The sequence below is a fragment of the Rickettsia koreansis genome (genome assembly GCF_046532895.1).
Lineage (GTDB): Bacteria > Pseudomonadota > Alphaproteobacteria > Rickettsiales > Rickettsiaceae > Rickettsia > Rickettsia rickettsii.
Genome location: NZ_WHLZ01000001.1, coordinates 748375 through 774750 on the forward strand (window position 1 = coordinate 748375; position 26376 = coordinate 774750).

Here is a 26376-nt window from a genome sequence, read left to right on the forward strand (position 1 = left end):
ACTAACTTAATTAGATAGTATATAAGTTAATTAATAAAGGGAAAACTAATTATTGTTTTTAGCGGGCATTTCTTAAATGCTATTAACGCAACAGTGTATATTCGCATTCCGTGTAGGCATTGTTGCGTAGTTTGAAAAATACCCTTAATGTCATTCCCGCTTCTGCGGGAATGACATAAGAGCTATATATCAATCATTTAAATAATTTCCAATTTCGTTCTTGCGGTGGAGAATCTTCTCTTCCTTCAGAAAAAAAATCATTAGTAGGATTTGAGCTTAGTTCTGTAAATATTTCTTCCCAACTTTTTTGCGGTTTTAAGCTTTTATCTGATGATAAATACTTGAGTTCTTCATAACCATTTTTAGTTTGATCGTTCATCAATATTTTTGTTTTTACATATTCTATTATACTATAATTGTTTAAAAAACAATTATTAGTTATTCTACTTCATATTTCTTAAATGATCTTCTAATTTTCTTAGCTTTCTACCCTCGTTTACTATAGGCTTTACATAGGTTTGCATTTTGGCATTTTCTCTATATTTATTAATCTGATCGATCTGAGCATTGACTTCATCGGTAATGGCTTGCTTTCTATCCTCTATTTTATTTAATACTTCAGTACTATATTCATAATTTTTAACATCAGCATTAAAGTTATTAAGCTCTTCAGTAATCTTTTGGTCTATTTCAGCTCCCTCGGCGGTATCTTTAACTTTTTGTGCTATTAATGCCGGCATTTCTTCGATCTTGATATCATCTCTTTTGAAATGATCTTTAAGCTCTTTATAAGTTTGCTCTAAATTTGCCTGGGCTTTCTCGTGCATAATATCATAATGCTCTTGGCGACGAATATATCGATCTCCATCTATAAATTCTGCATGTTTTCTATGAGCGTTATCTATCATATCACACATCTGAGAATCAGTAGCTTTCTCACGCATAAATCTGTCGCCCATCATTACCGGCTCACCTTCCTCAAATAACCTACCATGCACCTCATAAATAAGCTTTCTTTTAGCTAATTCTTGATAATATTCCACATCACTATATCTACCTGTTTTTTCTAGTCTTGCTAGATATTCCGGTGATAATATATCTGCTTGAGCAGCTAGCGCCTCCTTATTAATATGCATTTGGAGCTCTTCATGTTCTCGTGCTTTTTCATCATCTTTTAATTTTTCGCTATAAGTTCTAAGCCTTGGATCGTTATATTCAAAATCATGCCATTCGGCACTGGTTAGATTACCCTCATAAGCATCACGTAAATCTTTACCGACTATTGCAGTTAAAGCTCCTCTTTTTATTCCTGTATAACCTGCATATATTTTTTCGCCTATACCTACACGCTTTTCTTCTTTTAATTTACGTTTTGTATCAACACGATGCTCTATCTCTTGCCAGCTTCTAAGAACTCCTATATTCTTACCGAACAGACCAACACCTCGCCCAGACATTTCTTGGTGAGCATTTTTATAAGCCTCTTGATAATCTCTAGTAAAGTTTGCATCGCTAGCGAGTTCACGTAAGTTAGCATCTTTTAATGACTTATCAAGCTCAGCTTTTTGTTCTTTACTTAAAGCAGCGTAATCTTTCACTCCATATTTATTTGCAGCAATTTTATCTCGAAGCTGAGTAAACTTCATTTGCGATAGTTCTTTTGCTTTTAATTCATTCCCCTTAGGTAAATTCTTTAATAATCCTGCAATACCGTTTTCATAATCCGTAATAGCATTCATTTTTACATCTTTAGAATCTATACCGTATTTTCTCTTAACCTCATTTTGTACGGTTTTATTTGCTGAAGAACCGAGAGCTTGCTTTTCAAGCCTTCCCATCATCATATTTTCAAATTTCTCAGCAAAAAACATACGAGCTTGCTCTTTCCCTGCACTTACACGGCTAGTTACAGGTGCACTTACCGTCTTAGCCACATAATTTAGCGGTCTATTCATTTGTTTCGCTGCAGATTCATAAGATTGCTGATTAACTTTTTGTATGTCTGTTAAATTACCTGAAGTACCGGCAATAAATTGTGCCGTCGATATAGCAGTATCGTTAAATTTACTTAGCAAATAAATAGACACAAAAATTAGTAATATCCCGTCAAGTTGGACAAATTTCCCATTTATAAAATTACTAATTCTTTTTGCATCTTTAACTAAATCTAAAAACGGTAATTCAATATAGCGTTCATCTATACACTCATACGCAGCACAATGCTTACATTTATCAGGGTCATTCTTACAAGAATCATCTACTATTATATGATCTTTAGGAACTAATATATTTGCTTTGTGGAAATTATTTATACCGCCTTTCATCGGTACTGGGAACCACCAATAAAATATTGAATGACCCAGGCTTGGATCTATATCCTCAAGGAAGCTACCGAATATTTCATTTATCGGACCTAAATTAGGAAAATCATGTTTACATACCGCAAAACCAAGCGTTGAATATATTTCGGTTCTGATGATCATTGAAATAAAAGCGATACCGGCAAATAAAATTATAGGCTGTAATGCATATGATATTAATTGTCTTAACCAATTCTCAAATAACGAACGAGTTATATTAAACAACATGAAACAAATAAATATCGGTCCCATAATTATAATCATACCGATAGTTATAAGAGCGGTTAGATAGATAATAGTGGCTTTAAATATAAGAAAGAAAATAAAATATAAGGCTATTAAATATAGAATGATATATATAAAACCAAGCCAATCAACAAATAGTAAAGAAAATAATTTAGATAAAGTTTGAGGAGAAATAAGTAACCCAAGCAAGCTTTGAGAACCGGGACCAGTAGCCGAAGCTTCATTAATTATTTGCAGTATTTGCTGAACCCCATCAATAAAAAATACGAATAAATAATCATGAAAAAATGTCCAAGCTTTATCCGTACTTAATAATATTGAGACTATACTAACTTTTAATATTCTAACTATAAGTTCGACATGAGTAAGGTTTATATTACCTATTAAAAAGGAAAAGCCTGTAAACATTATATATAGAGTTAAAATAGCCGAGAGACTCATCCTATAACCCGACGTATCAATTATTTGTTGATAAGTTTTCTTTATAATCCCATCCTTACCAAATAATACTCCTTTTATTAAATCCGTTAAAAATTGTAGCGGATCGGGTCTAGTATCAGTAACTCCGGACTTTATTACTAATCTATATTGCCCGCTATTATCATTATAAAATTTATCTATAATCTTAAAATAAAGAGGAGATTGAGCATATTTTGACTTATCTTCACCTTTATATTGATAATTTATACCGCCGGCTTCCAAGAATTTTCCTGTACTACTAATACTATAAAATTCATAGCCCGAAGTAAGCTCCTCTCCTAAATGCTGAGTTATACCTTGCGGTTTACGCTGTGAGTCCGGTGAAATATTGGGATCGGTATTTTTAGCGGCAATAAGAAAATAAAGCCCGACACCGTCTGTCATTATACATGGAGCATTACTAATCATTGCATCATTTTGATTTGCGGGATTAGGAGTACACATATCAAGTCTAGTATTATCCCAAAAAGTACACGGTTGTAGCTTAACGCAAAAAGCAGCCAAAGTAGTTGTGTTATTTTTTTGACCATACCATGGACACCATGCAGATAACTGACCTGAAGTATTTTTATCGCCAAGTATATAACTCCACGGTCTTACCATAATGGTTAAAGGATAGCCGTTTACTTTATAAGCACTATCACGCCATGGTGCTACCTGATTACCTTCCTGTCTTGAAGTAATTTCTTCCGGATCATATCTAGCAGAGACATTGACTTTGATAAAACCGAAATCATCAGGGTCAATACAAGTATCACCGGTACAACCGGAAAGCAGCAATAGCGATATTAATAATGTAATAAAAATATTTTTGTTCATTTATTATGTGTTATTTCCATATGTCTTAATTTCAATGTCATTGCGAGCGACCATAGGGAGCATGGCAATCTCATGAAGCAGTACTAATTTCCTGAGATTGCTTCGTCAATTGCTATGCAATTTCCTCGCAATGACGGTGAAAATATTTACAATTATTCTTTCTTCTCTCCTTCCTCTTTCTTCACATCATTACGCTCAGCAAGAAATTTATTTGTAAATTCACCACCTCCTTCCGGTTTTCTAGCTTTATAATTTTGATCAATTATCTTGTCTTTGAAAACTCTAGCCGGAGCCATTGCAGCCTTTTTAATCGGTTTTGTTACTGAATCTATATCCTGCATAACGGCTCCCACAGGATCAGAACGTTCTTGATAATTTCCTGATATTCGTGCCGGTGTAACATTTGTAAGCATTCCAACTACTATATTTACAAAAGTTACTAAACTATATGACATCAAGCAATATGAATAAAATAATAAAGCCGTAGTAAATAATACTAAGAAAGTATTAGCATTGTTCGTTAGAATATTCGAGCTACTAATTTCTGGAACATCCGGTACATAGAAAGGTATTCCGGGTAGGAACGGTAATGTAAAAGAGAAATGAATCGGAATACCAAGATTTGTTAAATCAAGCCCTATTTTTATTGGTATAAGAGTATCCCAACAGGCTCTAACTACCACTTTTAAAAGCTGCTCAGATAAAACCTGATCTATCAATAAAAAGAAAATCAATAATATTGTCGGCTGCACTACATAGCTAAGCAATGTCGATATCCAATTATCAAATAAACTTTTAGTTTTTTCAAATAACATTAATATTATAAAAAACGGTGCCAATGAAATCATAACAGTTACCCCTATGAATGCAATAACATAACCTATTATAACTTCTAAAATAGCTCTAAAATAAGTAATAAGTGAATAAATGGTTATAATAGCGATAAATGCTAAACCATTATGTATCTGTAATAATTCAATAAATAGTAATCCCCAAATCCTACCGTTAGTATATTTATCAAATATAGGATCAATAAAACCAAAAATATTAGATCTAGAGCTTGTAGCACCTACTACGTTAGTTACAAAGAAATCAATACCGTCAGTAAATGCACTAAAGAAGTATGTATTAAAGAAGCTCCAACTTTCTTCTCTAATTAAAAAAGCTACTATAGCTATTTTGCATATACGTGTTATTACTTCTACGGCAGTTAATTTTAATGCTCCTGCAACGAACATTAGCCCAAATATAGTAACATAAAGGGTTAATGCAGCTTTAGCTAAATTCTGCACTGCAGAATTTTTAACTAACTTAATATAAAAGTTTTGACTAAAAGTTCTAAACTGATAGGTAATAGGTTTAATAGCACCGTTATATATTATATCAGAAAACCAAGTTGTACCGGTATAATTAGCATAATTTACACTAACTACCCCTTGTATATTACTATTAGGATTTACCACCCTTAACCATAAATATCCATCTTGCGGGGCATCAGTCGCAAAGTTATAATCTACCGGCATACCACGAACAGATGGATCAGGTAATGTACCATCAGACGTTATTAAATATTCTAACTTTATATTTTGTTGATCACCAGGATTAATTGAATTTGCCCCATTACCTATTTCAACAATCATCGAATAACGACCAAAATATAAAAAATTAGCTGACCAATCATTCTTATTTATATAATCTACAAAACTAGCATAATTTGAAAAATTTCGGCTCCAATCACTCATTAAAGCTGAATTACTAAACATGTTACTAACTTGCCAATCACTAGTAAAATCCATAGTACCACCGCTGGTGGCTTGATAATATATAAAGCTACTTTGAGTACTGCCTGAATTTACAAAACTCTGATCTCGTCCCTTAATAACCTGCCCGCCTACTTTAATTATCATCCCTCTACCTTGATCGTAATAGCAAGCAGGGCTAGTATTTATACCGGCATTAGCAGGACAAGCATTAATTAAGCCCATGAAATACTGTACCGCTCCCGTTATCATAGGCTTACCGACTATTACCCCATTATCGGTATTTTTATACTTTGTAGCAGTACCCGTGCCGCTACATACACTTTTTCTTTCCTCATCTATCATATTACACACCTGCTCTGCAGAAGAATAAATTATTCTATTATCAAAATCTCCAAGGTTACTTTGAGTATAAAGTGCAGAAGCAGCGAATATCGAGCTATCAAGTTCCTGTGTTAAAATATTATCTACGGTATTAGGAAGTTTTAGAGTATTAGGGCTAAAAAAATTATCTTTACCAACTAAACTAATATTTACTACATCGCCGGCCTTAACTTCAATTCTCGAATTACCGTTAGAATAGTTAAAATATTTAACAGAATCAGACATTTTAGTAAATGAAAGTGCATCAAGGTCTTTATCAGGCGGTATAGTCCCCAGTGTTTCACTGTTATTGTCCGTAACAAAACGAGGAAATCCTAAAGCTTCAAATTGTAATTTAGAATAATTATAAGTTTTAATGAAAACTTGCGGCATACTAAACCTTGGATCAATTCTATATAATACTAGATATTTTCTAGGTTCAGGAGTAATACCTGAAGTAGACCAATTTATTTTTAACAATTTACCTTTCTGAACAGTATTACCTGTTGATTGCCAAATTCCGGCTGTAGATAAACTAATTCCTATATTACCCTCTTGAAAACTTGTAAATTTAGGCACTTCTAAACAACCGAATAAGCTTTTTAACCCGCCAAAACTGGTTGACATCCATGAAAAAGCATCATCGGCTTTAGCTGGCATCGCCATAAACAAAACTAATAAAACTAAACTCTTAAGAATTTTCATAATTTTAAATTGTTATCCAACACGTCATACCGTGGCTTGTCCATAGTATTAAAAGTAAACCCGTCATTGCGAACAGCTGTATGGCTGCGCGGCAATCTCATGAAATAACTCCTGAGATTGCTTTGTCAATTATTTCATAATTTCCTCGCAACGACGATTTTCGATTCACCCTCTATTTCGGTGTTTCAGGTTTAGGTGGTTCTTCATTTGTCTTTTCACCCCCTTCTTTTGGCGTATTTTTCCTATTTTTCTCAGCCTGATCTAATGTCTTATTGCGTTGTTTTAATCGTGCTTCCGCTCTGCCGGTAATACCTTGTCTTGTTTTATAATCCATTCCTATTGAACTTAATGCTTTTTGTCCTGCATCATGAGACATTGTAGCACCAATTTCAGTAGCCGAAGGCCCAAAAGCACTAGTTAATTTTACTACCATACGTCCTGAAAATTCGACATAACCGTACATACCGTAAGCAATAATAACTAGAGCTACGATATTTTGCATATTTACTCCCATCATACCCGACATATAATCCATTCCCCAAGGGGCAAACCAATTAATACAGAAGATAGGTACATTCAGCAAGGCAATAGGTAAAATAGTACCAATAAACGGAATTTTTATCGGTAAAGCACATTTCCAACACACGCTATAACCTAAAACAAAATCTAGATAAATGGTAAATAGTTGTGTTAGCACTATAATACCTGCCATCATAACTACCGGTTCTATCATATAGCGGATCGTAAACCTCACCCAATTATCAAATAAATACCTAGTAAAATCAAATAATAAGAAACTAATAAATAAAGGGGCTATACCGATTAATATACAAGTTGCCATAAATGCCATAATATAAACGGCAACAGCTCTAAGCGCCGTAATAATTACTATACCAACCGCAATAAAAGTAATTATAAAATATATAATACCGCTAAGCCCAAGAGAAAGAAGTGCAAGTAATTGAGCGATAAAGGTTTGACTAAAAAATATTTTACTCATTACTGCATCTAAAAACATGAAAGGATTAGAAATAGTATTAGTAGAAGTAAACAAACTATATCCACTCATATTAGCAATAATTGAGTCTGAAAAATTGGTAATTGTATCAAAAAGATAGTTATTGAAAAATTCAAAGGTATTACCGTTCATAAGCCCGCTAACTACCCCGATTTTTGCTATTCTAATTACTAGCTCTTTTTGGTTTATCTTAGCAAAACCAAGCAAAAACATTGCTCCGTAAGTCATCACATACAGAATTAAAATTGCTTTAATATAGGTAAAAAAGTTAGTACAGGATGAGCTATCATTAGCTTTATAACATACCATATTTTTAAAAATAGAAGTAGCAGCCCCTTGCACTTTAGTTTTAAATAACTGAAGTAACGGATTCATTACTTTAATAGTAAAACTTCCTACTTTTAAGGATGTTGAGAAATGTACTTTATAGCTACCTTCACTATCTTTATAGTCCCTTAAATTATTACCAGTATCATTTAGAATTTTCATCCATATATAACCCGCCTCATTTGCGTTAAAGCTATATTTACCTTCACTATCAACGCTAATTCCTTGAGGTGAATAGGTTTTACCGCTAGTATTCGGGTTTTCCGAAGGCTTTACTATTATGTATTGCACTCGTCCTCGATCATCAAAAGTATCGTTAAAACTATTACCGTTTTCTCTATAGCATTTAGTCTGTTTAATATTTAAAACGTATCCTCCCGTATTCTTACTACTATCTTGTGAGGTAGGAGACCATAGCCTATATTGTAAATAACTTTTTGCAATATTACTGTTAAAAGGTATATTATATATAACTTTATATAAATATTTACCGTCTTTATCTTTATAGTCAGGCGGTTGATCTGTATCTGCAACAAATTTAGCAAATTCTAGCTTAGAAGGCAGAGCTTGACTTACAGAACCCGCATCATTCATTTGATATATTAATCCAGTTGGTCCTTTGCCTCCTTTACCGTCCGCTGTATACCAAAATCTCCGATTCTTTTGAAAATCTCCATCGCTACATATGCCCGAAGTACAATTTACACCTCCAATATAATCTTTATCTTTTGGACTACGATTGCGAACACTATCAGGACATTTATCATCTGGAGGAATATTAGCATTATAAGAACATTGAAGGGCTGAATAGTCGATAAATAATTTACCTGTGTTGTCAGACCACGAAAATGTAAAACTCTCATCATCTAGGTAGTTTTCTGGTGCTGGTCTAGTTATATTAACCCAAGCCATACATTTCTCTTTACATTCTGGTATCTTATCACAATAATAATTACAGCCTAATGCTCCCCAGTCGCAACCTACTTGCTCCCTCCAGGTAGGGCACCTCCATGTGACTCGACAATTCCAATAATTCTCTTTTAACTCGCAAGCATTGACATACTCACCTGAATAAACAGAATATTTTCCACAAATTGGATTATAAGTAGTTTTATTCTCTGAACAATCTTTCGTAACTTCAGCACCTTTAAAAGCATCCTTAACTGTCACATCCGTATTAGCAAAATTAGGAGATACGGAAACTAAAACTCTATCATTGGCGTATAATTCGGCAATATTACGCCATTCATTATTTTTTGCATCCATTATTAGAGAGACAGGTGGATTATTTGTATCGTTAATACGAGGAATCGGAATCATTTGACCGTTATCGTCTAAATTAGATCCAGCCCCTGTACGTTGTAAATTATCTTTCGGTATGTAAGCTAAACACAAACTAACCTGACCGACCACTTGTAAATTCACCGGTTGGCTGTTTTCTACTAGCACCTGAGTATTTAGCCATTCACCGTAACGAGTAGGATCAGGAATAAGCAGAGTCGTGCCGTCGGGCAACATCTTAGAAGTGTTTACATAATTAGCATTAGCATTAAGGGTTATAGTACCGGTTATTGAATCCGCCCCTCCTTTACCGTCCGACGCATATCTCATGTAGCAGCTGTCACCGACTTTTACTGCTCCTATCATACCAAGTGCTGCAAAAATAAAGCAAACTAACGTTGCTACTATAGCAAGTACTCCTAAAACTTTTAATAAGTTACCCTGCATATGCTATCATTTACCTCCACCCGAATCGCTTGCTAAATCAGCTCCTTCGCCTGTGCCGCTTTCTAAATCCCCGCTTTGCTGCTTTCCCTCTTTACGCTTACCTCCAACACCCGGCTTATCTCCTACCAGCGGCTTACCTTGCGAAGCCATAGCAGCATCCTTAAGGAAAGCTGCTCCTTTCTTTACTAAACCAACGATTTTAGTGGGACTTGCCGTTACTGCATCCATATTAGGACCATTAGTTAAATCAGAAGCAAATCGCCCTATAGATTTAGAGAAGTAATAAAAAATAACCGAAAATACTAATACGCATAAAAGTTCCGCTAAAATAGATACAACATCTCTAACAATTGATTTTATTGGAAAAAGTATCAATAAATGCTCTTCCCAACCTTTACCTGCATAATATTCTAACATTTTATATCCAAAACTTTCCTGACATTGATCTGCCCCGCTAACAGGAAGCCTTAACTCAAAAGTACTAAATCTAATATCCCCTTTTTCATAATCATATCTAAGGAATTCACAATTTTTAAATATTGCGGCATCATACATAGTTATTAATAAAGCTATAAAACCTGCTACTATTGCCGGCTGCAATGCACATGAAATACATACTTTTAGCCACCCGTCAAAATAAGCTTTTGTACGAGTAAATAGAGCCATAGGAATGAATATAGGAGAAATATATGTCATAACGTAAATAGTAATCATGCAAACTAAATAATGCGTAATAAAATATAAAAGTATAGATAAAAATATTACAGAAAATACTAAACCTGCTGCAAGTATAATAACGTTTCCGGACATAAAGAATCCAAACATAACGGTAAAAAATCTAAGTGCTCCTGCTTTACTTAAATCCTTCGGTCTGTCATTTTTGCCGTCAGGATCAAAATTAGGTATAGGTATATTATTACCACGGGGACCATTGCCTACCACATTCCCTAACACTCCATTCTTATCTATATTATAAAGTAAATCCAAGCCAAGATAATAACCTATACGGCAATCAATCGCGTCCCATAAACCGTAAAATTTATAACCGTCCTTATACTTTGAATTATCAAATTGACATAATCCTCTAGAACCTGCTGCATTAAAGATCATCTGCGCAAAGTCCGGTGCTGCTCCTGTCAAAAGAGGTAATCCATATTTTAACATACCGTTTTCTTTTGTCGGCTGACCGCCGCTAAAATCTAAAGGTCCAAGACCGATAGAAAAATAAGCAACAAATAAGAATTTTATTACAAAAAGAGCTATTTTTTCAGTACTTGCATATTCTGTATTTAGAGCCATATTAAAGGCAAAAAACATAGTATAAAGAATTAATGCCGCACCTATAACTCTCTTTAAATAACCTTGAAACGTAGAAAAAGCAGCAAGATTAGTTATTCTAGAATTTTGATCTTGAGCACTACAACTCTTTCCAGCAAAAAATATTTTATTAAGCGTTGCGCTCAAACACTGAACTGCAAGACCGGAAAAATTAATTAATGATTGACTATAATTTGCTCCCGTATAGCAACTTTTTCCTATATTACAATTCTCATCCTCAGAAGGAGGTGGAGTCGGTGTAGCACTCAAAGATTTACATGCTACCGGCATCGGTCCCCTTGACGTAGGCATAACTAAACATAGATCATTATCCCATTTTTTAACCGTTAAAACGATATTCTTTAATACAGGATTTGCTCCAAGATCAGGATTATTATCGGTACTTAAATCACTAATCTTTTTAGAGTCACCTTCATTTAAAGTATACATGGTGCAAGGGCTACTACTACCTTCTACATTTTTAAAACAAAACGTTATACTAGACGCAACTGAGTTACAATTACCTCTCGGATCTTTCATATCAATATTACGAATTATATAGCCATATGCCGTGTCCGTTTCTAAATACCCATCTGAAGTAGTCGGTAAACTAGAACATGATTCTCCAAAGCCGGCAAAGCTAGCTAAGCTTACAGACGCTATACAAACTATAATAAATAGCTTTAAGGTTTTAAGAGTTTTCATTAGAACTATTATCTTTTTTTTCTGTTACTACGCCGCTTTTTACTAACTCCTCCCATGCCTTTTCAGCATTTGCACGTCGTTCTGATATTTCTCCTTCTTCTTGTTCTCTTACTCTTGCTCCTCCGCTTGCTACTAGTTCATTCCATGCTTTTTCTACTTTTACACGTTTATCTCGAATCTCTGCATTTTCCCGTATCTGTTTTATGCCTATCGGATTATCATGTTCCTTTAAGTTAAAACTATAATCAATTACTCCTGTACCTTTACTTGTGCTGTCAACTTTTTCGTGTGGAGCTGCATTATCAACTTTTTCCTGTGAAGGCGGAGTATTATCAATCTCTTTTTTACTTTCTTGATTATTATCTCTTATGATTTTTCCAACACTTTCAGCTGCAATATTACTTTGTGGTGCAGGTGTAGAAATAGAAGTTCTAATACTAGCAGGCGGTGGTGAAACAGCTTCTGTAGGAGCAGGAGGAGTAACAACATCTGATCTTGCTTCACTACTTACAGTTTTTGGGCTAGAAGTTGCTACAGAAGACGAAGCTGTCGGCGTTGTTACCGTAGGTGCCGACGTACCTCCGCTTGCAGCAATATTATCATTTGGTAGTCCGCCTTTCCCTACCTCTAAATCACTTGCTCCTCCACCTTGACCAGCTTTTAAATCACCAACTCCTCCTCTACTTGCTATCTGATCACCCCCCTTAGTTGCAGCACCCGCAGTAGCAAGTAATGCCATAGCTGCCTTAAATATTGCTTGCGGTTTTATAGCAACATTATTAAGAGCTACTCCTTCCGTCATATCTGCAGCAAATTCAGCTAGCTGACTACTAAAATTATACATCAAATACAATGTAAAACATGCCGTAACTAACGCAAGCAAAATATTTTTAATTTTCTCAAAAAGCACTTTTGGAGACATGAAAAACATTCCGGGACCCAAAACTACTCCTGATAAAAACTGGAATTTAGCAAGAAATTTATCGGTAGGGGTATTACCCGGTTTACTATCGACAATTTCACTTACACTATCTTTTGCAAAGTTAAATGCCGTGGTAATAGGGTTATTTAACATATAACCTAAACTATTTTGACAGCTTTCTACGGCATCTTTATCAGGATACTGTGACGTATCATCCCAATCATTATTAATGTAAAATATTAAAACATCCCTCTTAGAAGTAATGCCACCTTGAATTTTGTCTTCTATACTATTGTGAATTAATTTGCTCTTATATTGACATTTACCGTAGAAACCATAATCATATACCGAAAACATCGTGATCATAAAAGTAACTACCACCATAGGTTGTAGCAAGAACGAGATCATTAGTTTAACCCAGCTATCAAAATAATTTCTTGTATATGAGAATAAAAACATAGGTACAAAAAGAGGAGCCAAAATACCGAGTATTACTATAGATATCATACACATAATCGTTGCATTAACCATAAAGGCAGCAACCGAAATCACAAGTAACGGATAAGAAAGAGCGAGTGACACCAACATCATATTACCGGAGATTATCGCCGGAATTAGCAAATAAATATATGGTGGAGCACTAAAACTAAAGAAATCAAAATTTAAAAAATCATGACTGCGATAAGCATTTTCAACAAGTAACGTAGATAATATATCAAGCCCTAAATAATGAGCTACCCTACAATCTAATGCATCCCATAATGCAATATAAGAAACGGTACCGTCATAAGAAAGATTGTTAAATTTACATAAACCGGACGGAGCAGCATTCATAACCCAACTTGCTAAACCGTTTATACCGTCAAGTAAGAAAGGAAACGCCCACTGAATCATGCCATCTAACCGGTCATACGGAGAACCATTACCAGGGGTTATATTAATTCCTATTGAAAAATAAGTTACGAATATCATTTTCAATATAAAATTTATATACTCACTTTTTGGCGGCACTTCACCTGCAAGTAATAGTTTAAAGCCAAAAAACATAACATATAAAGTTAGAAAAGCCGTAACTATTTTATACATTCCTACTTGAAACTGAAAGAATGCACTATCTTGCCTTGAAACCAAATTAACCACTTGGCTTACATTATCAAAACTACAAACATCTTTACTAATTAGTAATCTAGCAATCATTTGCCTCATACATTCTATAAGAGGAGAAGTCATGACTACTGCAGTTTTTGAAGCATTATAAGCTTTTTGATAACATCCATCACCCGCTGCACTACAGGAAACTAAAGCTAAAGGATCGGTGGGAGTTTTATTTGGATCCTCAATAAAATCCTTATCTGCTACATCCATAAAGTTATTATACATGGATTTTGGGAACGGCTCTTTCATATATTTACAGCCGACGGGAACGTCTCCTGTAAATCCTTTTGTCGATACGCATATTCTATCTTTATCTTGAATAACTTTCCAATATATTACAGGAAAGCCTAAATCAAATGCAAAACCGTCATCACCGGGCTTACCACTATATGGAACATGATATTCCTTTTTTTTATTTGCCCACGCTGTCTTTATATCATCCCAAGGGTCGCTCCCTGTTAAGACGGCTTTAGCAATAGCAAGTGCCGATTCTGCAACAGATTTTGCCCGAGATACAATTAATTTAGCATTATTACATAAAGCAAAGCGTAATTCTGGATTTTTAGGATCAATTCTGTTTTCACGAGTACATTGACCTCCGGGGAAATTCCCAAAGTTACTATCGTTAAATAAATCACTGTCGTTTATTTTAAGCTTTAAAAACGTATTCATGTATAAAACGGGAGAGACAAGATTCATTACCGCAAAAGTAAAGAACGGAGCAACAATACATGTATGAGAAAATTCAGAACGCAGCAAATCGCCTACGCCTTGGGTTTCGCAAGTTAAGCCACTCAAAATATCTATAATGCTATCAAGAGTATCTTTAGCATGAGTTTTAGTAACGAGCCCTAAATTTAGGGCAAAGCTTAATACTAATGTTATAAGTATACTACGAGGAAATAATTTCATAACTAGTTACTTGCCTCGCATTGTAAAAATGTCATCCCGTGGCTTGTCCACGGGATCTCAGAATACACTCTGTGAGACAAGATCCCGCGGTCAAGCCGTGGGATGACAGACAGGCATTTATAATGTTTTAACTGCTTCATAAAATATAGGTAACCATTTTTCCGGATCATTGCCGTGTTTCTCTCTAATTTGATCGAGCAATATTACAGTCTCAACTCTACCGGATAAAACACTGATTATGTTATCCATACCATCTAAGCTAACTTTTGCCACTACGGCATCTATTCCTTGTTTTATTAAAAAATAACGTGTAGTAGGGTCAGTAGTTTTAATTAAAATATATTCTCGCTGACTCAACATAAATGCACTACGATAAATATCCGTAGCTTTCAAATTAGGTAAAAAAATCTGCGTAGCTGTTTGTTGAATCAACGTATCACTAATTCTACTTTTTGCAGCATCTTCGACACTCTGCGTAGCAAATATAACAAAAGTATTTAATTTTCTCAACACTTTTAACCAATCTTTGATCTTAGGTGCAAATACCGGATTATCGATTAAAGCCCATGCTTCATCAAGTACTATCATAGTTTTCTGCCCATCTAAAGAGATATTAATACGATGGAAAATATATAGTAATACCGGTGCAAGGCTTACAGGATCTTTAAGTAATTCAGTCATATCAAAACCGAATACTCTTGCTTTTTGTAAATCAATATCATCTATTTCATTGTCAAATATCTTAGCGTGTGAACCTTTACCAACCCACATTGCAATCCTACTTGCCAAACTATTTGGTGTATCAATACCAAGAAATGCTATAACATTACTAAGCCTTCTGTCTTGTTTTGCTAATCTAAAATTACCGCTTACCGCTTGAGATAAGATTTTATTATCTTGTGCAGTTAAACTTTCACCGTTAGAAGTTACAAGCACGCGAAGCCACTCTAAAATAAACGTTCTATTCTCACTAGTATCTTCAAGCTGTAAAGGGTTAAAGTTGCATTTTAAACCTGGATTAATTACTGTATAAACTCCGTTTAAAGCACGTATAAATATTTCTGCTCCTCGATCTTTATCAAAAAAGAACATACGAGGTTTGAATTTTTGTGCTTCAGCACATAAGAAATTCATCAGAACTGTTTTACCGGCACCGGTTGGACCGATAATGAGAGTATGTCCAACATCTCTTACATGGAAATTAAAATAAAACGGTGTACCTGAAGTAGTATCAAGTACTGTGACATATTCTCCCCAATGGTTATCTCTAATTTTACCGAGCGGATAATTATGTTGTGAGGCAAAGCTAGCCATATTAAGAGTATTTATAGTGGATTTACGCACTATATAATCTATATTTCCCGGCAACTGTCCCCAATAGCTAGGTTCCATGTTAACTTTTTCTCTAACCGGCTGAATTCCTGAATTAGAAAGCTCAACTGCTGCCATTGACAATATATCTTCCAAAGCTTTAATATTATTTGCGGAACATAAAAGCGATAAATGATGCTCACCGAAAGCGATATCACCGCTAGTGGCCATATCAAGGGCCATATTAATTTCAGCAATTTGTGAAGTCGCTTTATCACCGGATTGTATCATTCTATTTTGCTGTAATTGCATTTTACCAATCGCTACTGTTCTATTAACAAAGACAAAGCTTTGCGTCATAACAAATTCAAAAGGCATTTGCAGGAATCCATCAAAAATTCCTGCCGAAGTATTAGGACCGTATTCAAGTATACTGATAATTCCGGCATATTTCTTGCCAAGCGGACTTCTTGCTTCAATAGTACGAGAATCAAAAAATAAGCGATGAGTCGGTAAATATTCGTCAATAGTACCACGCGGTAATGCTATAGGACCCGGTGAATCGCCGCAATTGATTAAAGATGAAAGGAATTCTAAAATTTCACAATAACTACCTGAATGCGTTTGACGAACTCCAAGTAATCTTGCTCCGTAACTTCTGAATGTATTAATCACTCTAGTTGACATTTCTTGAAGATTTTCTTTCATCTCTTTCATGTCGTTTTCCCAAGCGGTTTTATTAGATTTCTGTCTAAGCTTCTTTAGAAAATACTCAACTATAGCAACACCGCCAGTATCAGGCTTATATAAAATACTAACATATAATTCGTTAAAAAACGACCTAGCCCCAGCATGTTTCTTACGCCATTCTGCACCTAAATAAGTAATAAAATCATTAGGGACTTTTACGGTAGGATCATAAGTAAATTCCGTATCGTCAAATATTACTGCTTTACGTCTTCTAATAGTATGGAAATACATAATGATATTTCCCGAAGCCATATTTTTAAGTAAGGCATTTCTGATATTCTTTTTAATGTCTAGATCTTCATCATCAGCAGTTTCAAAAGAAAATCCATTTATTTTAATAACTTGTAATAAAGAATTATCTTTTGTTAAAATAGTATTACTATCCCAATGACATTTATAAGGAATAAAATGCGAAGTGGGTCTTTCTTGTTTAGACCTTAATTCTTTAGCTGCTCTAGTTCTAAATAATTTCATTACCTCACCTGACTTAACTATTTTGATTTATTTTGTCAGTTATACCTCTTTTTATGTCATTCCCGCGTAGGCAGGAATCCAGATTTTTTGTTGTCATCCCGTGGCTACGACCACGGGATCTTGTATCACAGACTGTGTCCTAAGATACCGCGATCAAGGCGCGATATGACATTAAATGTTACTGGATTCCCGCCTACGCGGGAATGACATAAAACTCAAATATTATACGAATTTGCTCCGTAGTAAAATTTATTAGGACATTGGCTAGTTCTTGACATTTTATTTAAATATAGCTCTATGAATCTCGGTTCTTTAAAACATATAATATAAGCTACCAAATGCAAAGCAGCTGCAATGAATAAAATCATAATGCCGTTATTCCAAATAAATACTATCATCGTCATTATCATATTTAATGCAGCAAACTTAATACTTACTCCAAATATCATCGGCGGTCTAGTTAACCCTACAAATAAAAGATCAGATGCTAATGCTCCTGCCATAAAAAACCTCTATTAATTTATATTAATATCAAACATAGTTGACAATATTGAATTCGGTGCTTCACTATTCACAAAATGTACGTAACCATTATTATTTTCAAGGGCATTAACTGCTATCTTAATTAATGCTTCTTCGATGAAATTATTACTATCATCTAACATTGATTTCAACAAGTTAATATCTCGTATTTTTATATTATATGGAAACGTCTCGGATACCTGTAATATCTCATATGGCAATATTAAATGTTCTGCACTTAATGCAGAAGCAATTGTTGCTACCGTTAAGTTAACATTTAATAAATGCGTTTTCTCCTGATCGTCGCTCGCAAACGGTGCTATCACGGGTATAATATTATTATCTGCAAAATTTAATAAAATTTCTGGATTAATCATAATAGGCTCGCTTAAAAAACCAATATTTATAACATCATGATTTACAATTTTTCGGTAAGATAGTTTTGATTTTTTTGCTTGCAGTAAATTAGCATCCTTACCTGAAATACCAACTGCATAACAACCTATACTACTTAACTTTGTTACTATAAGCTTGTTAACGTAACTGGATAAAATTTCCATAATAATAGGATTATTTAGAGAACTATAGTCGTTTATTTTACTAATTTTTTGACTAAAATTTTCATCTATTTGTGATATTAAAGACGAACTTCGTAAATCAATATGATCATGTACTATATATATTTTAGCACCGCACATCTCAAGCAATCTAACAGATTCAATAAAAGCCGTAAATAATTTATCGTCAATAATAATAGTAGCAGGTAATTTTAGAACTATTGCTTGATTCTTCAACTCACTACTACACTTTATTATATTCTTAATTATAGCAATGTTATTTAATGAAGAAATACTATCTACCTCTTTATTTTTGAGGTTTGATGCATTTTGCCAAACTAGCTTTAAGTTCTCTTGCACCCTCTTTACTCCTACTGCTTACATACATAACATTACATGAGTAGTTTAAAGTTGCAAGAAAATTCTGTGCTTCATCATTAAGGTTTTTATGATCCGTAACTTTATCGGATTTTGTGAAAATAATTTGAAATTCTCTTTTATTTGCAAATAATAGATCAGCTACTCTCTTATCATTTTCTTTTATACCCCTTCTTGAATCAATCAATAAGTTAACTAACCTTAAATTATAACTATTTCGTAAATAATAACTAATTAACACTCCCCACTGCTCTTTAACTGATATAGGAACATTAGCAAAACCATAACCGGGAAGGTCAACTATAATAAGTTTATCTGCAAGGTTAAAGAAATTAATTTGCCTAGTACGCCCTGGAGTATTAGAAACTTTAGCAAGATTTTTATTATTACATATCGTGTTTATTAGGCTTGATTTGCCGACATTTGACTTACCGACAAAAGCAATTTCCGGTAATGAAAAATTGGGGATTTGATTTATATTCATAGCACCGGCTACAAATTTAGCTTGATGACGAAAAAGCTTACTGCCATCAGTTGATTTTGTAGGCACTATTTTCTGAGTAGTCATAATTTGCTTTCGTATTGGATGTAATTAGGCATTGCCTGCGTGAATACCAAGTCGTCATTGCGAGGAAATTGCATAGCAATTGACGAAGCAATCTAGTAAACAATTCTGATTTATAGTATTTTTTATTGTTTTTATGGACCCCGTGCAAGCCATGGGGTAACACAGCGAATTTTACCGAACCACGAAATAATGCCTTCTCGCAATGACAGAAAAACCAAACCATGCAACAACACTGAGTTAGGAATGGCATCAGCAGACTTCAATAACACTATAAGTGAACTAGCATGACATTAAAAAATATGGTAGCGGGGGCTGGATTTGAACCAACGACCTTCAGGTTATGAGCCTGACGAGCTACCGAGCTGCTCCACCCCGCAATAATTGAATTGACGATTTATCTATGTTATATTTTGACTTAGTCCAATACTACGTGAATATTGTTAGTGTCATTCTTGCGTAGATACCGAGTAGTCGTAGACTGCACGGCAACCCAGAAAAAATAATAAAAAAATTCTATAAATCAGAATTGTTTACTAGATTGCTTCGTCAATTGCTATGCAATTTCCTCGCAATGACGATTTGTTATCCACAAACAAAGCCTAGCTAGCTTCTTTCTTACTACCGAACGAAAGACCTGAGAATCTTTTATTGAAATCACTAATACTTTTGTTCGATTGATTTACTACATTTCCGGAATCTTTATTCCATGCCGGATGCTTTCTAAAATCAACATCCATTAAAATTTCACCTGTAGGATGAGTAGACATTGTTTCAAAAACATCGCTTCCTACTTTAATCAAAAACTTTTTATATTCTGGATGTATACCGCTTTTCATAATGATTTTGCTGTTTTAGTCTGAATTATTTTTTTCTTAATAGCTCTAGCGTTACTTGATAAAACATTATCATCGGCTTTTAGAATATATGCATCAAAACCCCCGGCTTTTTCCACTGAACTAATACATCTAGCATTAACCGATAATCTATATTCCCCGGCTGTTATATCACTTGTAAACTTAACCGACCTTAGATTAGGTTCAAAACGTCTTCTAGTTTTACGCTGAGAATGTGATACATTGTTGCCGTATAAAACACCCACACCTGTGAGTTCGCACTTACGAGACATAAGCTAAATACCTTAAAACTTATAAAATATACTTCAAGTAAATGAAGAGTCATATACGAAGATCAACTTCAAAAAGCGCTAAGAGTTCATAAGCCGAGGAGCGGAGCGTATACTTAATACGTGAGCACCGCAGATCTTGTAGAACGACGTAGCCAATTTTTGAAGTTCATCGAGTATACACAATAGATAAAGAATATAAAGCAATACTCCCCTAGTGTCAAGAGATAATTATTTTGTAGCTACGTATTAGCTAATGCTTGATTTTTATTAAATAACAGAGTTTTATATAAAAATATAAATTAATTAAACTATTATAAATCTATGCTTATTAATGGGAATCCAGTTCAAGGTAATATCACCGGACTAATTAAAAAATTAGGAGAGTTGCCTTCAAGTTTTCCTGAATATATTAGTAATCTTAAGTATAAAGGAGCAAATTGATCATAATCAAGCAGCTTTTTGTATAATGAAGGATTAAAATTATATAGCAAAGATAATCATCTTGTTGCTCTTAAACCACTACAACAAGCTGAACAAATTGCTATAGGTCAAACTGACAGTAATTTTCTTTCCCATATCTAATACTATGATAGGACGTAGCTATCAACAACTGGGACTGTTTGATAATGCTATTCAACAATTTCAAGATAGCATAGAGAATTCTTTTGAAGCAAAGAAATATTATAATGTAGAAAATTCATACAAAGAATTATAGTCACTGCACATCAACAACAAGAAACATTAGCCAAGCTAATAATGACCAAGCTAAAGAATTAATGGCAAGATTAGCTTTAGGAGCTGCTTATAAAACTCAAAACCGTAAAGAAAATTCAATAGCGCAGTATGCATATGCTTACTCATTACAGCAAGGTATAGTTGATTATGAAGCTATTCGTGTGGAACAGTATAAAGTTGGTTTTTCTGATAAAGAAAAGATAGGCACTGATAACATTCAACAATGCGTTGCTGTAATGCGTTGCTGTAATTTTACATGATCCATTAACTAAAAAAACTGCATTAGCCCATGTTGACAGATTTACTGATGCTAGTTCTTTAACACATGATGTAATAAGCCACTTTCCTCCTAATACTAAATTAGAAGCTTATTTAGTAGGAGGGTGTGATAGATCTGCAGTATCAATTGCGGTATCAGATGATAATATTCGTAAAGTAACACAAGAATTAAATAACCACTTTAACGTAAATATAAAATCTACAGATATAGAAGACAAGGGAGCCCAATTAGGAATTATATTTGATCCAATAACATGTAACTGTTCCGGGTAGAGAGGATAAAACAACCGCTGCTAGACAAGTACATTTAAGTATAGGAAGTAATACTCCTGTACTTTATAAAGCTTTTGATTTAACTAAAAATAAAAATATACCTAATCGCTCTTTAAATGAAATCCAACAAAAACATATTATTCAGCAATATTTATTAGGATCTAATCAAAATCCTAATTCTATGGACAAATGGCAATCTAATCAAATATCAAGACCACTTACTAAAGTAGCAGAGGAAATTCAAAAAACTAATCCAAAATTAGTAAAAAATGTAGTAACTAAAAATATTAGTAATCGAGTTCACGAATTGAATCTAAATGATCAAGAACAAACAAAAATTGTAAATAATTTAATAGCTAAAACTGATTATTTATTATCTAACAATTTAAATCCGTTGGAAAGTGTACGTTCAGAAATTAATAAAACATTAGCACTTACTCATTCTACCTACCAACAAGATAGTAATATTAAAAAATCCTAGATACAAAAAAGTGTACAAAAAATAAAAGATTTGTTCATAAATATTTTTAGTAGTAATAAAACAAAAAATGAACCAAAATTAAACTTAACAAGTGATAAGATATAAGTACTAAGACAAAAATAGCTGCACCTAGCTATACTCTTCCCAATAAAAATATTGCTTTACACAAAAATAATCAACAAAGTAAATAAACTATGCAAATTGAAATTAACTCACAAGAATATAAAATTTTTGATATAAATGATGATTTAGTAACTTATACTAAAGATTTAAATGAAGAGATTGCCTGTAGTTTCTTTTCCATAAAATTAAATAAAATAGCATTAGCTAGAAATATTAATTCACAACAGTTAGAGCAATTAATTACTGACTTTAATCAGAATGAATTGATAGAACAAGATTTAATAAAAGTACGAATAATTGGAGGTAATGATTCGCCTGAATCATATAAATACTTGGAAGATATGCGTACTACTTAATGGTATTGATAATAATACTAATATGATTAATATAATAGGTATAATAGGTTTAGATGCATGTAAAAATATACATCCCAATTCTTTTGAATTAGATGGCTATCACGGGGGAGTTAGAGCTTTAGATTAATTGTAGAATATTAAATTGATACTATTAGAAGAGAAAATAGAAGAGATGTGGGACATCACTAATAGCAATATTTATCTTTATGGTCCATTTAGTAAAGAAATAAAGATAGGTACGATGTATTTATACGTGAAATAGGCACAAGACAAGCCTAACATAGTACCGATAACGATTATACGGAATTTTGCAGGACTAAAAATTAAAATAACTATTCCAAGAATAATTACTATTTTTAGTATATCATCTGTCGTATAAGAGCTAGAATTTATAGCATAAACATTTAGATTTATACCTAGAAATATTATTATACATAATAAGTTCTTAAACATTTTATACCTCTATAGGCCCAGTAGTTAATCCATTTATAAATTGTTTTAAATAAGGATTATCACTATTACGCATTTCATCTTTACTACCGTACCATTTAATTTTTCCTTGATAAATCATAGCTACTTCTTTAGCTATTTTTGCGGCACTAATCATATCATGAGTTATAGTAATCGTAGTTGCCTCTAACTCTTCTTGGATTTTTATAATTAATTCGTTGATAACATTTGCCATGATAGGATCAAGCCCTGTGGTCGGTTCATCAAGAAATAAAATCGACGGTGTACTACAAATAGCCCTAGCAAGGGCTACTCTTTTTTGCATTCCTCCCGATAATTCGGCAGGATAAAGCTCGAGTATTCTAGGGGATAAACCAACGGAATTAAGCTTTGCACCGGCAAGGTCGTTTTTTTCTTTCTTAGATAATTTTTTAGTCTCGAAAGTAATATTATCACGTATATTTAAGGAGTCAAATAATGCTCCGCCTTGGAATAAAAAACCTATACCATCCATAATCTCAAATTTTTGTTTACTTGAGATATCTTGGATTTCTACATTATCAATAAAAATTTTACCTTTATCAGGTTTAATCAATCCTACTATATTTTTAATTAGAACTGATTTGCCGCTACCGGAACCACCTAAAATAACTAATGAACTACCCTTTTTTACATCCAAATCTATTCCGTCTAACACCTTATGATTAGCAAATGATTTATATAATGACCGAATTTTAATTTTAAATTCTTCTACACTCATGCATACTCCAAATAAACAAAAAAACTGTATACTCGTTTAATTTGGAAAAGAGCTAGGCGTTTTATATTTTTTGATCCTCACGTACGTTTATGTACGCTGCGGTCAAAAAATATAAAACAACAAAACCAATTTTTCAAATTAAATGAGTATACCTATACTTTAAAAAATAATTCGGTTATTAAATAATTACTGATTAAGATCAGGATAGAAGAATTTACTACTGCCGAGGTAGTTGCTCTTCCAACTCCCTTAGCCCCTTTACCTGAATAATAGCCGCTATAGCAACTTATTATAGAAATAATAAACCCAAAAACTCCCGCTTTAACAAGACCAGAAATTACGTCAATCGGTTCTAAATACTGAAAAGTACTGGTTAAATAAGCTGCACTATTAAAATCAAGTTTATATACCCCTACCAAATAACCGCCCATAACACCAATTATATCCCCGATTAAAACAAGACAAGGCATTGTAATAATAGCTGTTATTACTCTTGGAAAAACTAAATATTTAATAGGATCGGTAGATAAAGTATATAAAGCATCTACCTGCTCTGTTACTCTCATTGTGGCTATTTCGGCGGCGATTGATGCCCCAACTCTTCCCGCTACCATTAGTCCAGCTAAGACAGGTCCAAGCTCTCTAGTCAGCGACAATACTACTACCGCTGCAATAGAGCTTTCAGCTGAGAAACGGGAAAAACCGATATAGCTCTGTAATGCAAGTACCGCACCTGAGAAAAAAGTCGTCATCGCAACAACCGGAAGCGAGTGAAACCCGATAAATAATAATTGTCTGATGATTAAACTCAAATATAAAGGCGGTCTTATGATACTGCTAACGGCAGCAAAGCTAAATAGAGAGAAACTACCTACACTTTGTGCAAACTTTACAGTACGTTTACCGACCGAATTAGCTATATTGAATAACATTTGTATTTTTTCTATTTAATTTAAGTACGCTATGTCATTTCTGCGAAAGCAGGAATCCAGTAACCTATAATGTCATCCCGCGACTTGATCGCGGGAACTAGTCTTTTTTAATTTTTTTCTGGATACCGTGGTCAAGCCATGGTATGACACAGATATCTACCCGATATACTTTCTTGTATATCTACTACCAAGGTTAGTTAATACCTCATACCCGATAGTACCTATAATACTCGCTATTTTATCGGGCGTGCAATAATTTCCGATAATTTCCGCTTCCTGCCCTAGAAAAATCTCGGACGGTGGTAGATCGGTAACATCGATATTTATTAAATCCATCGATACCCGCCCTACTATAGGAACGCTGCGACTGTTAATAAATACTTCACCTTGATTGCTAAAATTACGACTAAACCCATCGGCATAACCAAGCGGTAACGTTGCAATGACACTATCACGCTTAGTTGTAAAAGTCATATTATAACCGATATGGCTATCTAGTGTCAAATTCTGTAAGTGAATTATAGGAGCTTTTAAGGTTACGGGGTTCTTTGTTAAGGGATTAAGACCATATAAGGCTGCCCCCGGTCTTGCTAAATCAAAATGGTAATCCTGTCCTAAAAATATGCCGCCGGAATTAGCAAGGCTTGCTTTGACGTTTGGGAAATATTGTAAATAAGCTTTAAATCTGTTTAATTGTTCTAGATTATAAGGATTATCTATTTCCTCGGATATAGCTAGATGGCTTATAATATATTGTAAATCTAGCCCTTTTAACAAATCACGATCATTAATTAGCTGCTCTATCTCATCAGAGCTTAAGCCAAGACGATTAATCCCCGTATTGAAATGTAAATAACAAGGCAATAATCGATTTTTCAAATTACTAAATTTTTGCCAAATTTCTATTTGTTTTAAGTTATTTAGGACAGGTGTTAAATTATATTTTATCAGCTCTAAAGCATCATGTTCAAAAACGCCGTTAAGAACTAAAATATTAACATCTAATCCTAAAGCGTTGCGTAAATTCACTCCTTCTTCACTTGAGGCCACAAAAAAATGCCTACAATTTTCTTCTATTAAAGCTTTAGAAATTTGTACTGCTCCAAGACCGTAACCGTTAGCTTTAACGGCAGCACCGACTAATGAGGTTTTGCAAATATCTTGTAATAAAAGGTAATTATTTTTTATTGTAGATAGATTTATTTCTACAGTACACAAGCTCATAGTATATTTATTAACTCTTTTACGATGATAGACAATACGGATATTATATGAAATTGTGTAGATAAGTCACTTGTTTCTATAGTATCCGTGATAAAAATATTGTCTAATAGACCTCTTACATAACTTGCTTCTAAAGGTAATTTGTACGTCAATTCAGTACTCGCATCCTCACGTACTAAAGTGTACGCTGCGGTGCTGCGTTCCGTGTTTCCTACAAATTCCTCTTTATTAGCTTCGTTCTCCAAGAGGTCTATTATCGA

The 26376-nt window shown here is 33.8% G+C and carries 17 protein-coding genes, 1 tRNA gene and 3 pseudogenes; 3 read left to right on the plus strand and 18 right to left on the minus strand.

The features are described from left to right. Positions 1-193: 193 nt before the first annotated feature. The 13 genes from GCO76_RS04200 to rpmB form a co-directional block, all read right to left on the minus strand. Positions 194-379, minus strand: a complete 186-nt coding sequence (locus GCO76_RS04200) for a hypothetical protein (protein WP_410956269.1) — start codon at positions 377-379, stop codon at positions 194-196. A gap of 64 nt (positions 380-443) precedes the next feature. Continuing rightward, entirely contained in the window at positions 444-3905 is a 3462-nt protein-coding gene (locus tag GCO76_RS04205; protein ID WP_410956270.1) for a TrbL/VirB6 family protein, read from the minus strand. 152 nt (positions 3906-4057) lie between these two features. Beyond that, positions 4058-6733 (minus strand): TrbL/VirB6 family protein, encoded by a 2676-nt coding sequence (locus tag GCO76_RS04210; RefSeq protein WP_103897320.1) that lies wholly within the window; start codon positions 6731-6733, stop codon positions 4058-4060. A gap of 172 nt (positions 6734-6905) precedes the next feature. Then, the gene (locus GCO76_RS04215) at positions 6906-9806 is read right to left on the minus strand and encodes a TrbL/VirB6 family protein (protein ID WP_410956271.1); all 2901 of its coding nucleotides are present in this window, start codon (positions 9804-9806) and stop codon (positions 6906-6908) included. Between the two features lie 6 nt (positions 9807-9812). Next, positions 9813-11828, minus strand: coding sequence for a TrbL/VirB6 family protein (locus tag GCO76_RS04220; RefSeq protein ID WP_410956272.1), 2016 nt, complete (start codon positions 11826-11828; stop codon positions 9813-9815). After that, a complete protein-coding gene (locus GCO76_RS04225) occupies positions 11815-14817 on the minus strand; it encodes a TrbL/VirB6 family protein (RefSeq protein WP_410956273.1) in 3003 nt (1000 codons plus the stop codon). Before GCO76_RS04225 ends, GCO76_RS04220 begins: the two co-directional genes overlap by 14 nt. Before the next feature lie 117 nt (positions 14818-14934). Continuing rightward, positions 14935-17352: a VirB4 family type IV secretion/conjugal transfer ATPase gene (locus GCO76_RS04230; protein ID WP_410956274.1), complete on the minus strand. Its 2418-nt coding sequence runs from the start codon at positions 17350-17352 to the stop codon at positions 14935-14937. Between the two features lie 215 nt (positions 17353-17567). Continuing rightward, positions 17568-17855, minus strand: a complete 288-nt coding sequence (locus GCO76_RS04235; RefSeq protein ID WP_010976817.1) for a type IV secretion system protein VirB3 — start codon at positions 17853-17855, stop codon at positions 17568-17570. A 12-nt stretch (positions 17856-17867) separates the two neighbouring features. Continuing rightward, a complete protein-coding gene (locus GCO76_RS04240; protein WP_410956275.1) occupies positions 17868-18791 on the minus strand; it encodes an amino acid kinase family protein in 924 nt (307 codons plus the stop codon). Next, positions 18739-19377 (minus strand): ribosome biogenesis GTP-binding protein YihA/YsxC, encoded by a 639-nt coding sequence (yihA, locus tag GCO76_RS04245; RefSeq protein WP_410956276.1) that lies wholly within the window; start codon positions 19375-19377, stop codon positions 18739-18741. The genes GCO76_RS04240 and yihA overlap by 53 nt, the downstream gene beginning before the upstream one ends. Before the next feature lie 300 nt (positions 19378-19677). Continuing rightward, positions 19678-19754, minus strand: a tRNA-Met gene (locus GCO76_RS04250). Between the two features lie 222 nt (positions 19755-19976). After that, on the minus strand, positions 19977-20213 hold the full coding sequence (gene rpmE / locus GCO76_RS04255) for a 50S ribosomal protein L31 (RefSeq protein ID WP_103897326.1): 237 nt from the start codon (positions 20211-20213) through the stop codon (positions 19977-19979). Further along, entirely contained in the window at positions 20210-20503 is a 294-nt protein-coding gene (rpmB, locus tag GCO76_RS04260; RefSeq protein ID WP_004996729.1) for a 50S ribosomal protein L28, read from the minus strand. The genes rpmE and rpmB overlap by 4 nt, the downstream gene beginning before the upstream one ends. Positions 20504-21279: 776 nt before the next feature. On the opposite strand from rpmB, the pseudogene GCO76_RS04265 reads away from it, so the two are divergent. From GCO76_RS04265 to GCO76_RS04275, 3 genes and pseudogenes are all read left to right on the plus strand, one after another. Continuing rightward, a pseudogene (locus GCO76_RS04265) lies at positions 21280-21790 on the plus strand (hypothetical protein). A 181-nt stretch (positions 21791-21971) separates the two neighbouring features. After that, on the plus strand, positions 21972-22271 hold the full coding sequence (locus tag GCO76_RS04270) for a hypothetical protein (protein WP_103897328.1): 300 nt from the start codon (positions 21972-21974) through the stop codon (positions 22269-22271). 386 nt (positions 22272-22657) lie between these two features. After that, a pseudogene (locus GCO76_RS04275) lies at positions 22658-22877 on the plus strand (hypothetical protein). Positions 22878-22954: 77 nt separating this feature from the next. Here the strand turns inward: GCO76_RS04275 and GCO76_RS04280 are convergent. The 5 genes and pseudogenes from GCO76_RS04280 to GCO76_RS04300 all read right to left on the minus strand — a co-directional run. Beyond that, positions 22955-23203 carry a DUF5510 family protein gene (locus tag GCO76_RS04280; RefSeq protein WP_103897329.1) on the minus strand — a complete coding sequence of 83 codons (249 nt, stop codon included), beginning with the start codon at positions 23201-23203 and terminating at the stop codon, positions 22955-22957. A 1-nt stretch (position 23204) separates the two neighbouring features. After that, positions 23205-23960: an ABC transporter ATP-binding protein gene (locus GCO76_RS04285; protein WP_014013843.1), complete on the minus strand. Its 756-nt coding sequence runs from the start codon at positions 23958-23960 to the stop codon at positions 23205-23207. 152 nt (positions 23961-24112) lie between these two features. Continuing rightward, complete coding sequence (locus GCO76_RS04290) at positions 24113-24892, minus strand: MlaE family ABC transporter permease (protein ID WP_410956277.1); 780 nt, start codon at positions 24890-24892, stop codon at positions 24113-24115. Positions 24893-25048: 156 nt separating this feature from the next. Then, positions 25049-26116 (minus strand): alanine racemase, encoded by a 1068-nt coding sequence (locus tag GCO76_RS04295; RefSeq protein ID WP_410956278.1) that lies wholly within the window; start codon positions 26114-26116, stop codon positions 25049-25051. A 2-nt stretch (positions 26117-26118) separates the two neighbouring features. Continuing rightward, a pseudogene (locus tag GCO76_RS04300) lies at positions 26119-26364 on the minus strand (palindromic element RPE1 domain-containing protein); the annotation flags it as partial. Positions 26365-26376 lie beyond the last annotated feature (12 nt).

What these genes read in the sequence shown, in the direction of transcription:
- yihA (WP_410956276.1), bottom strand. Translation starts at nt 19,377, where the DNA reads ATGACTACTCAGAAAATAGTGCCTACAAAATCAACTGATGGCAGTAAG.
- GCO76_RS04200 (WP_410956269.1), bottom strand. Translation starts at nt 379, where the DNA reads ATGAACGATCAAACTAAAAATGGTTATGAAGAACTCAAGTATTTATCA.
- GCO76_RS04270 (WP_103897328.1), top strand. Translation starts at nt 21,972, where the DNA reads ATGGACAAATGGCAATCTAATCAAATATCAAGACCACTTACTAAAGTA.
- rpmE (WP_103897326.1), bottom strand. Translation starts at nt 20,213, where the DNA reads ATGAAAAGCGGTATACATCCAGAATATAAAAAGTTTTTGATTAAAGTA.
- GCO76_RS04215 (WP_410956271.1), bottom strand. Translation starts at nt 9,806, where the DNA reads ATGCAGGGTAACTTATTAAAAGTTTTAGGAGTACTTGCTATAGTAGCA.
- GCO76_RS04295 (WP_410956278.1), bottom strand. Translation starts at nt 26,116, where the DNA reads ATGAGCTTGTGTACTGTAGAAATAAATCTATCTACAATAAAAAATAAT.
- GCO76_RS04230 (WP_410956274.1), bottom strand. Translation starts at nt 17,352, where the DNA reads ATGAAATTATTTAGAACTAGAGCAGCTAAAGAATTAAGGTCTAAACAA.
- GCO76_RS04205 (WP_410956270.1), bottom strand. Translation starts at nt 3,905, where the DNA reads ATGAACAAAAATATTTTTATTACATTATTAATATCGCTATTGCTGCTT.
- GCO76_RS04225 (WP_410956273.1), bottom strand. Translation starts at nt 14,817, where the DNA reads ATGAAATTATTTCCTCGTAGTATACTTATAACATTAGTATTAAGCTTT.
- rpmB (WP_004996729.1), bottom strand. Translation starts at nt 20,503, where the DNA reads ATGTCTCGTAAGTGCGAACTCACAGGTGTGGGTGTTTTATACGGCAAC.
- GCO76_RS04280 (WP_103897329.1), bottom strand. Translation starts at nt 23,203, where the DNA reads ATGTTTAAGAACTTATTATGTATAATAATATTTCTAGGTATAAATCTA.
- GCO76_RS04290 (WP_410956277.1), bottom strand. Translation starts at nt 24,892, where the DNA reads ATGTTATTCAATATAGCTAATTCGGTCGGTAAACGTACTGTAAAGTTT.
- GCO76_RS04235 (WP_010976817.1), bottom strand. Translation starts at nt 17,855, where the DNA reads ATGGCAGGAGCATTAGCATCTGATCTTTTATTTGTAGGGTTAACTAGA.
- GCO76_RS04210 (WP_103897320.1), bottom strand. Translation starts at nt 6,733, where the DNA reads ATGAAAATTCTTAAGAGTTTAGTTTTATTAGTTTTGTTTATGGCGATG.
- GCO76_RS04220 (WP_410956272.1), bottom strand. Translation starts at nt 11,828, where the DNA reads ATGAAAACTCTTAAAACCTTAAAGCTATTTATTATAGTTTGTATAGCG.
- GCO76_RS04285 (WP_014013843.1), bottom strand. Translation starts at nt 23,960, where the DNA reads ATGAGTGTAGAAGAATTTAAAATTAAAATTCGGTCATTATATAAATCA.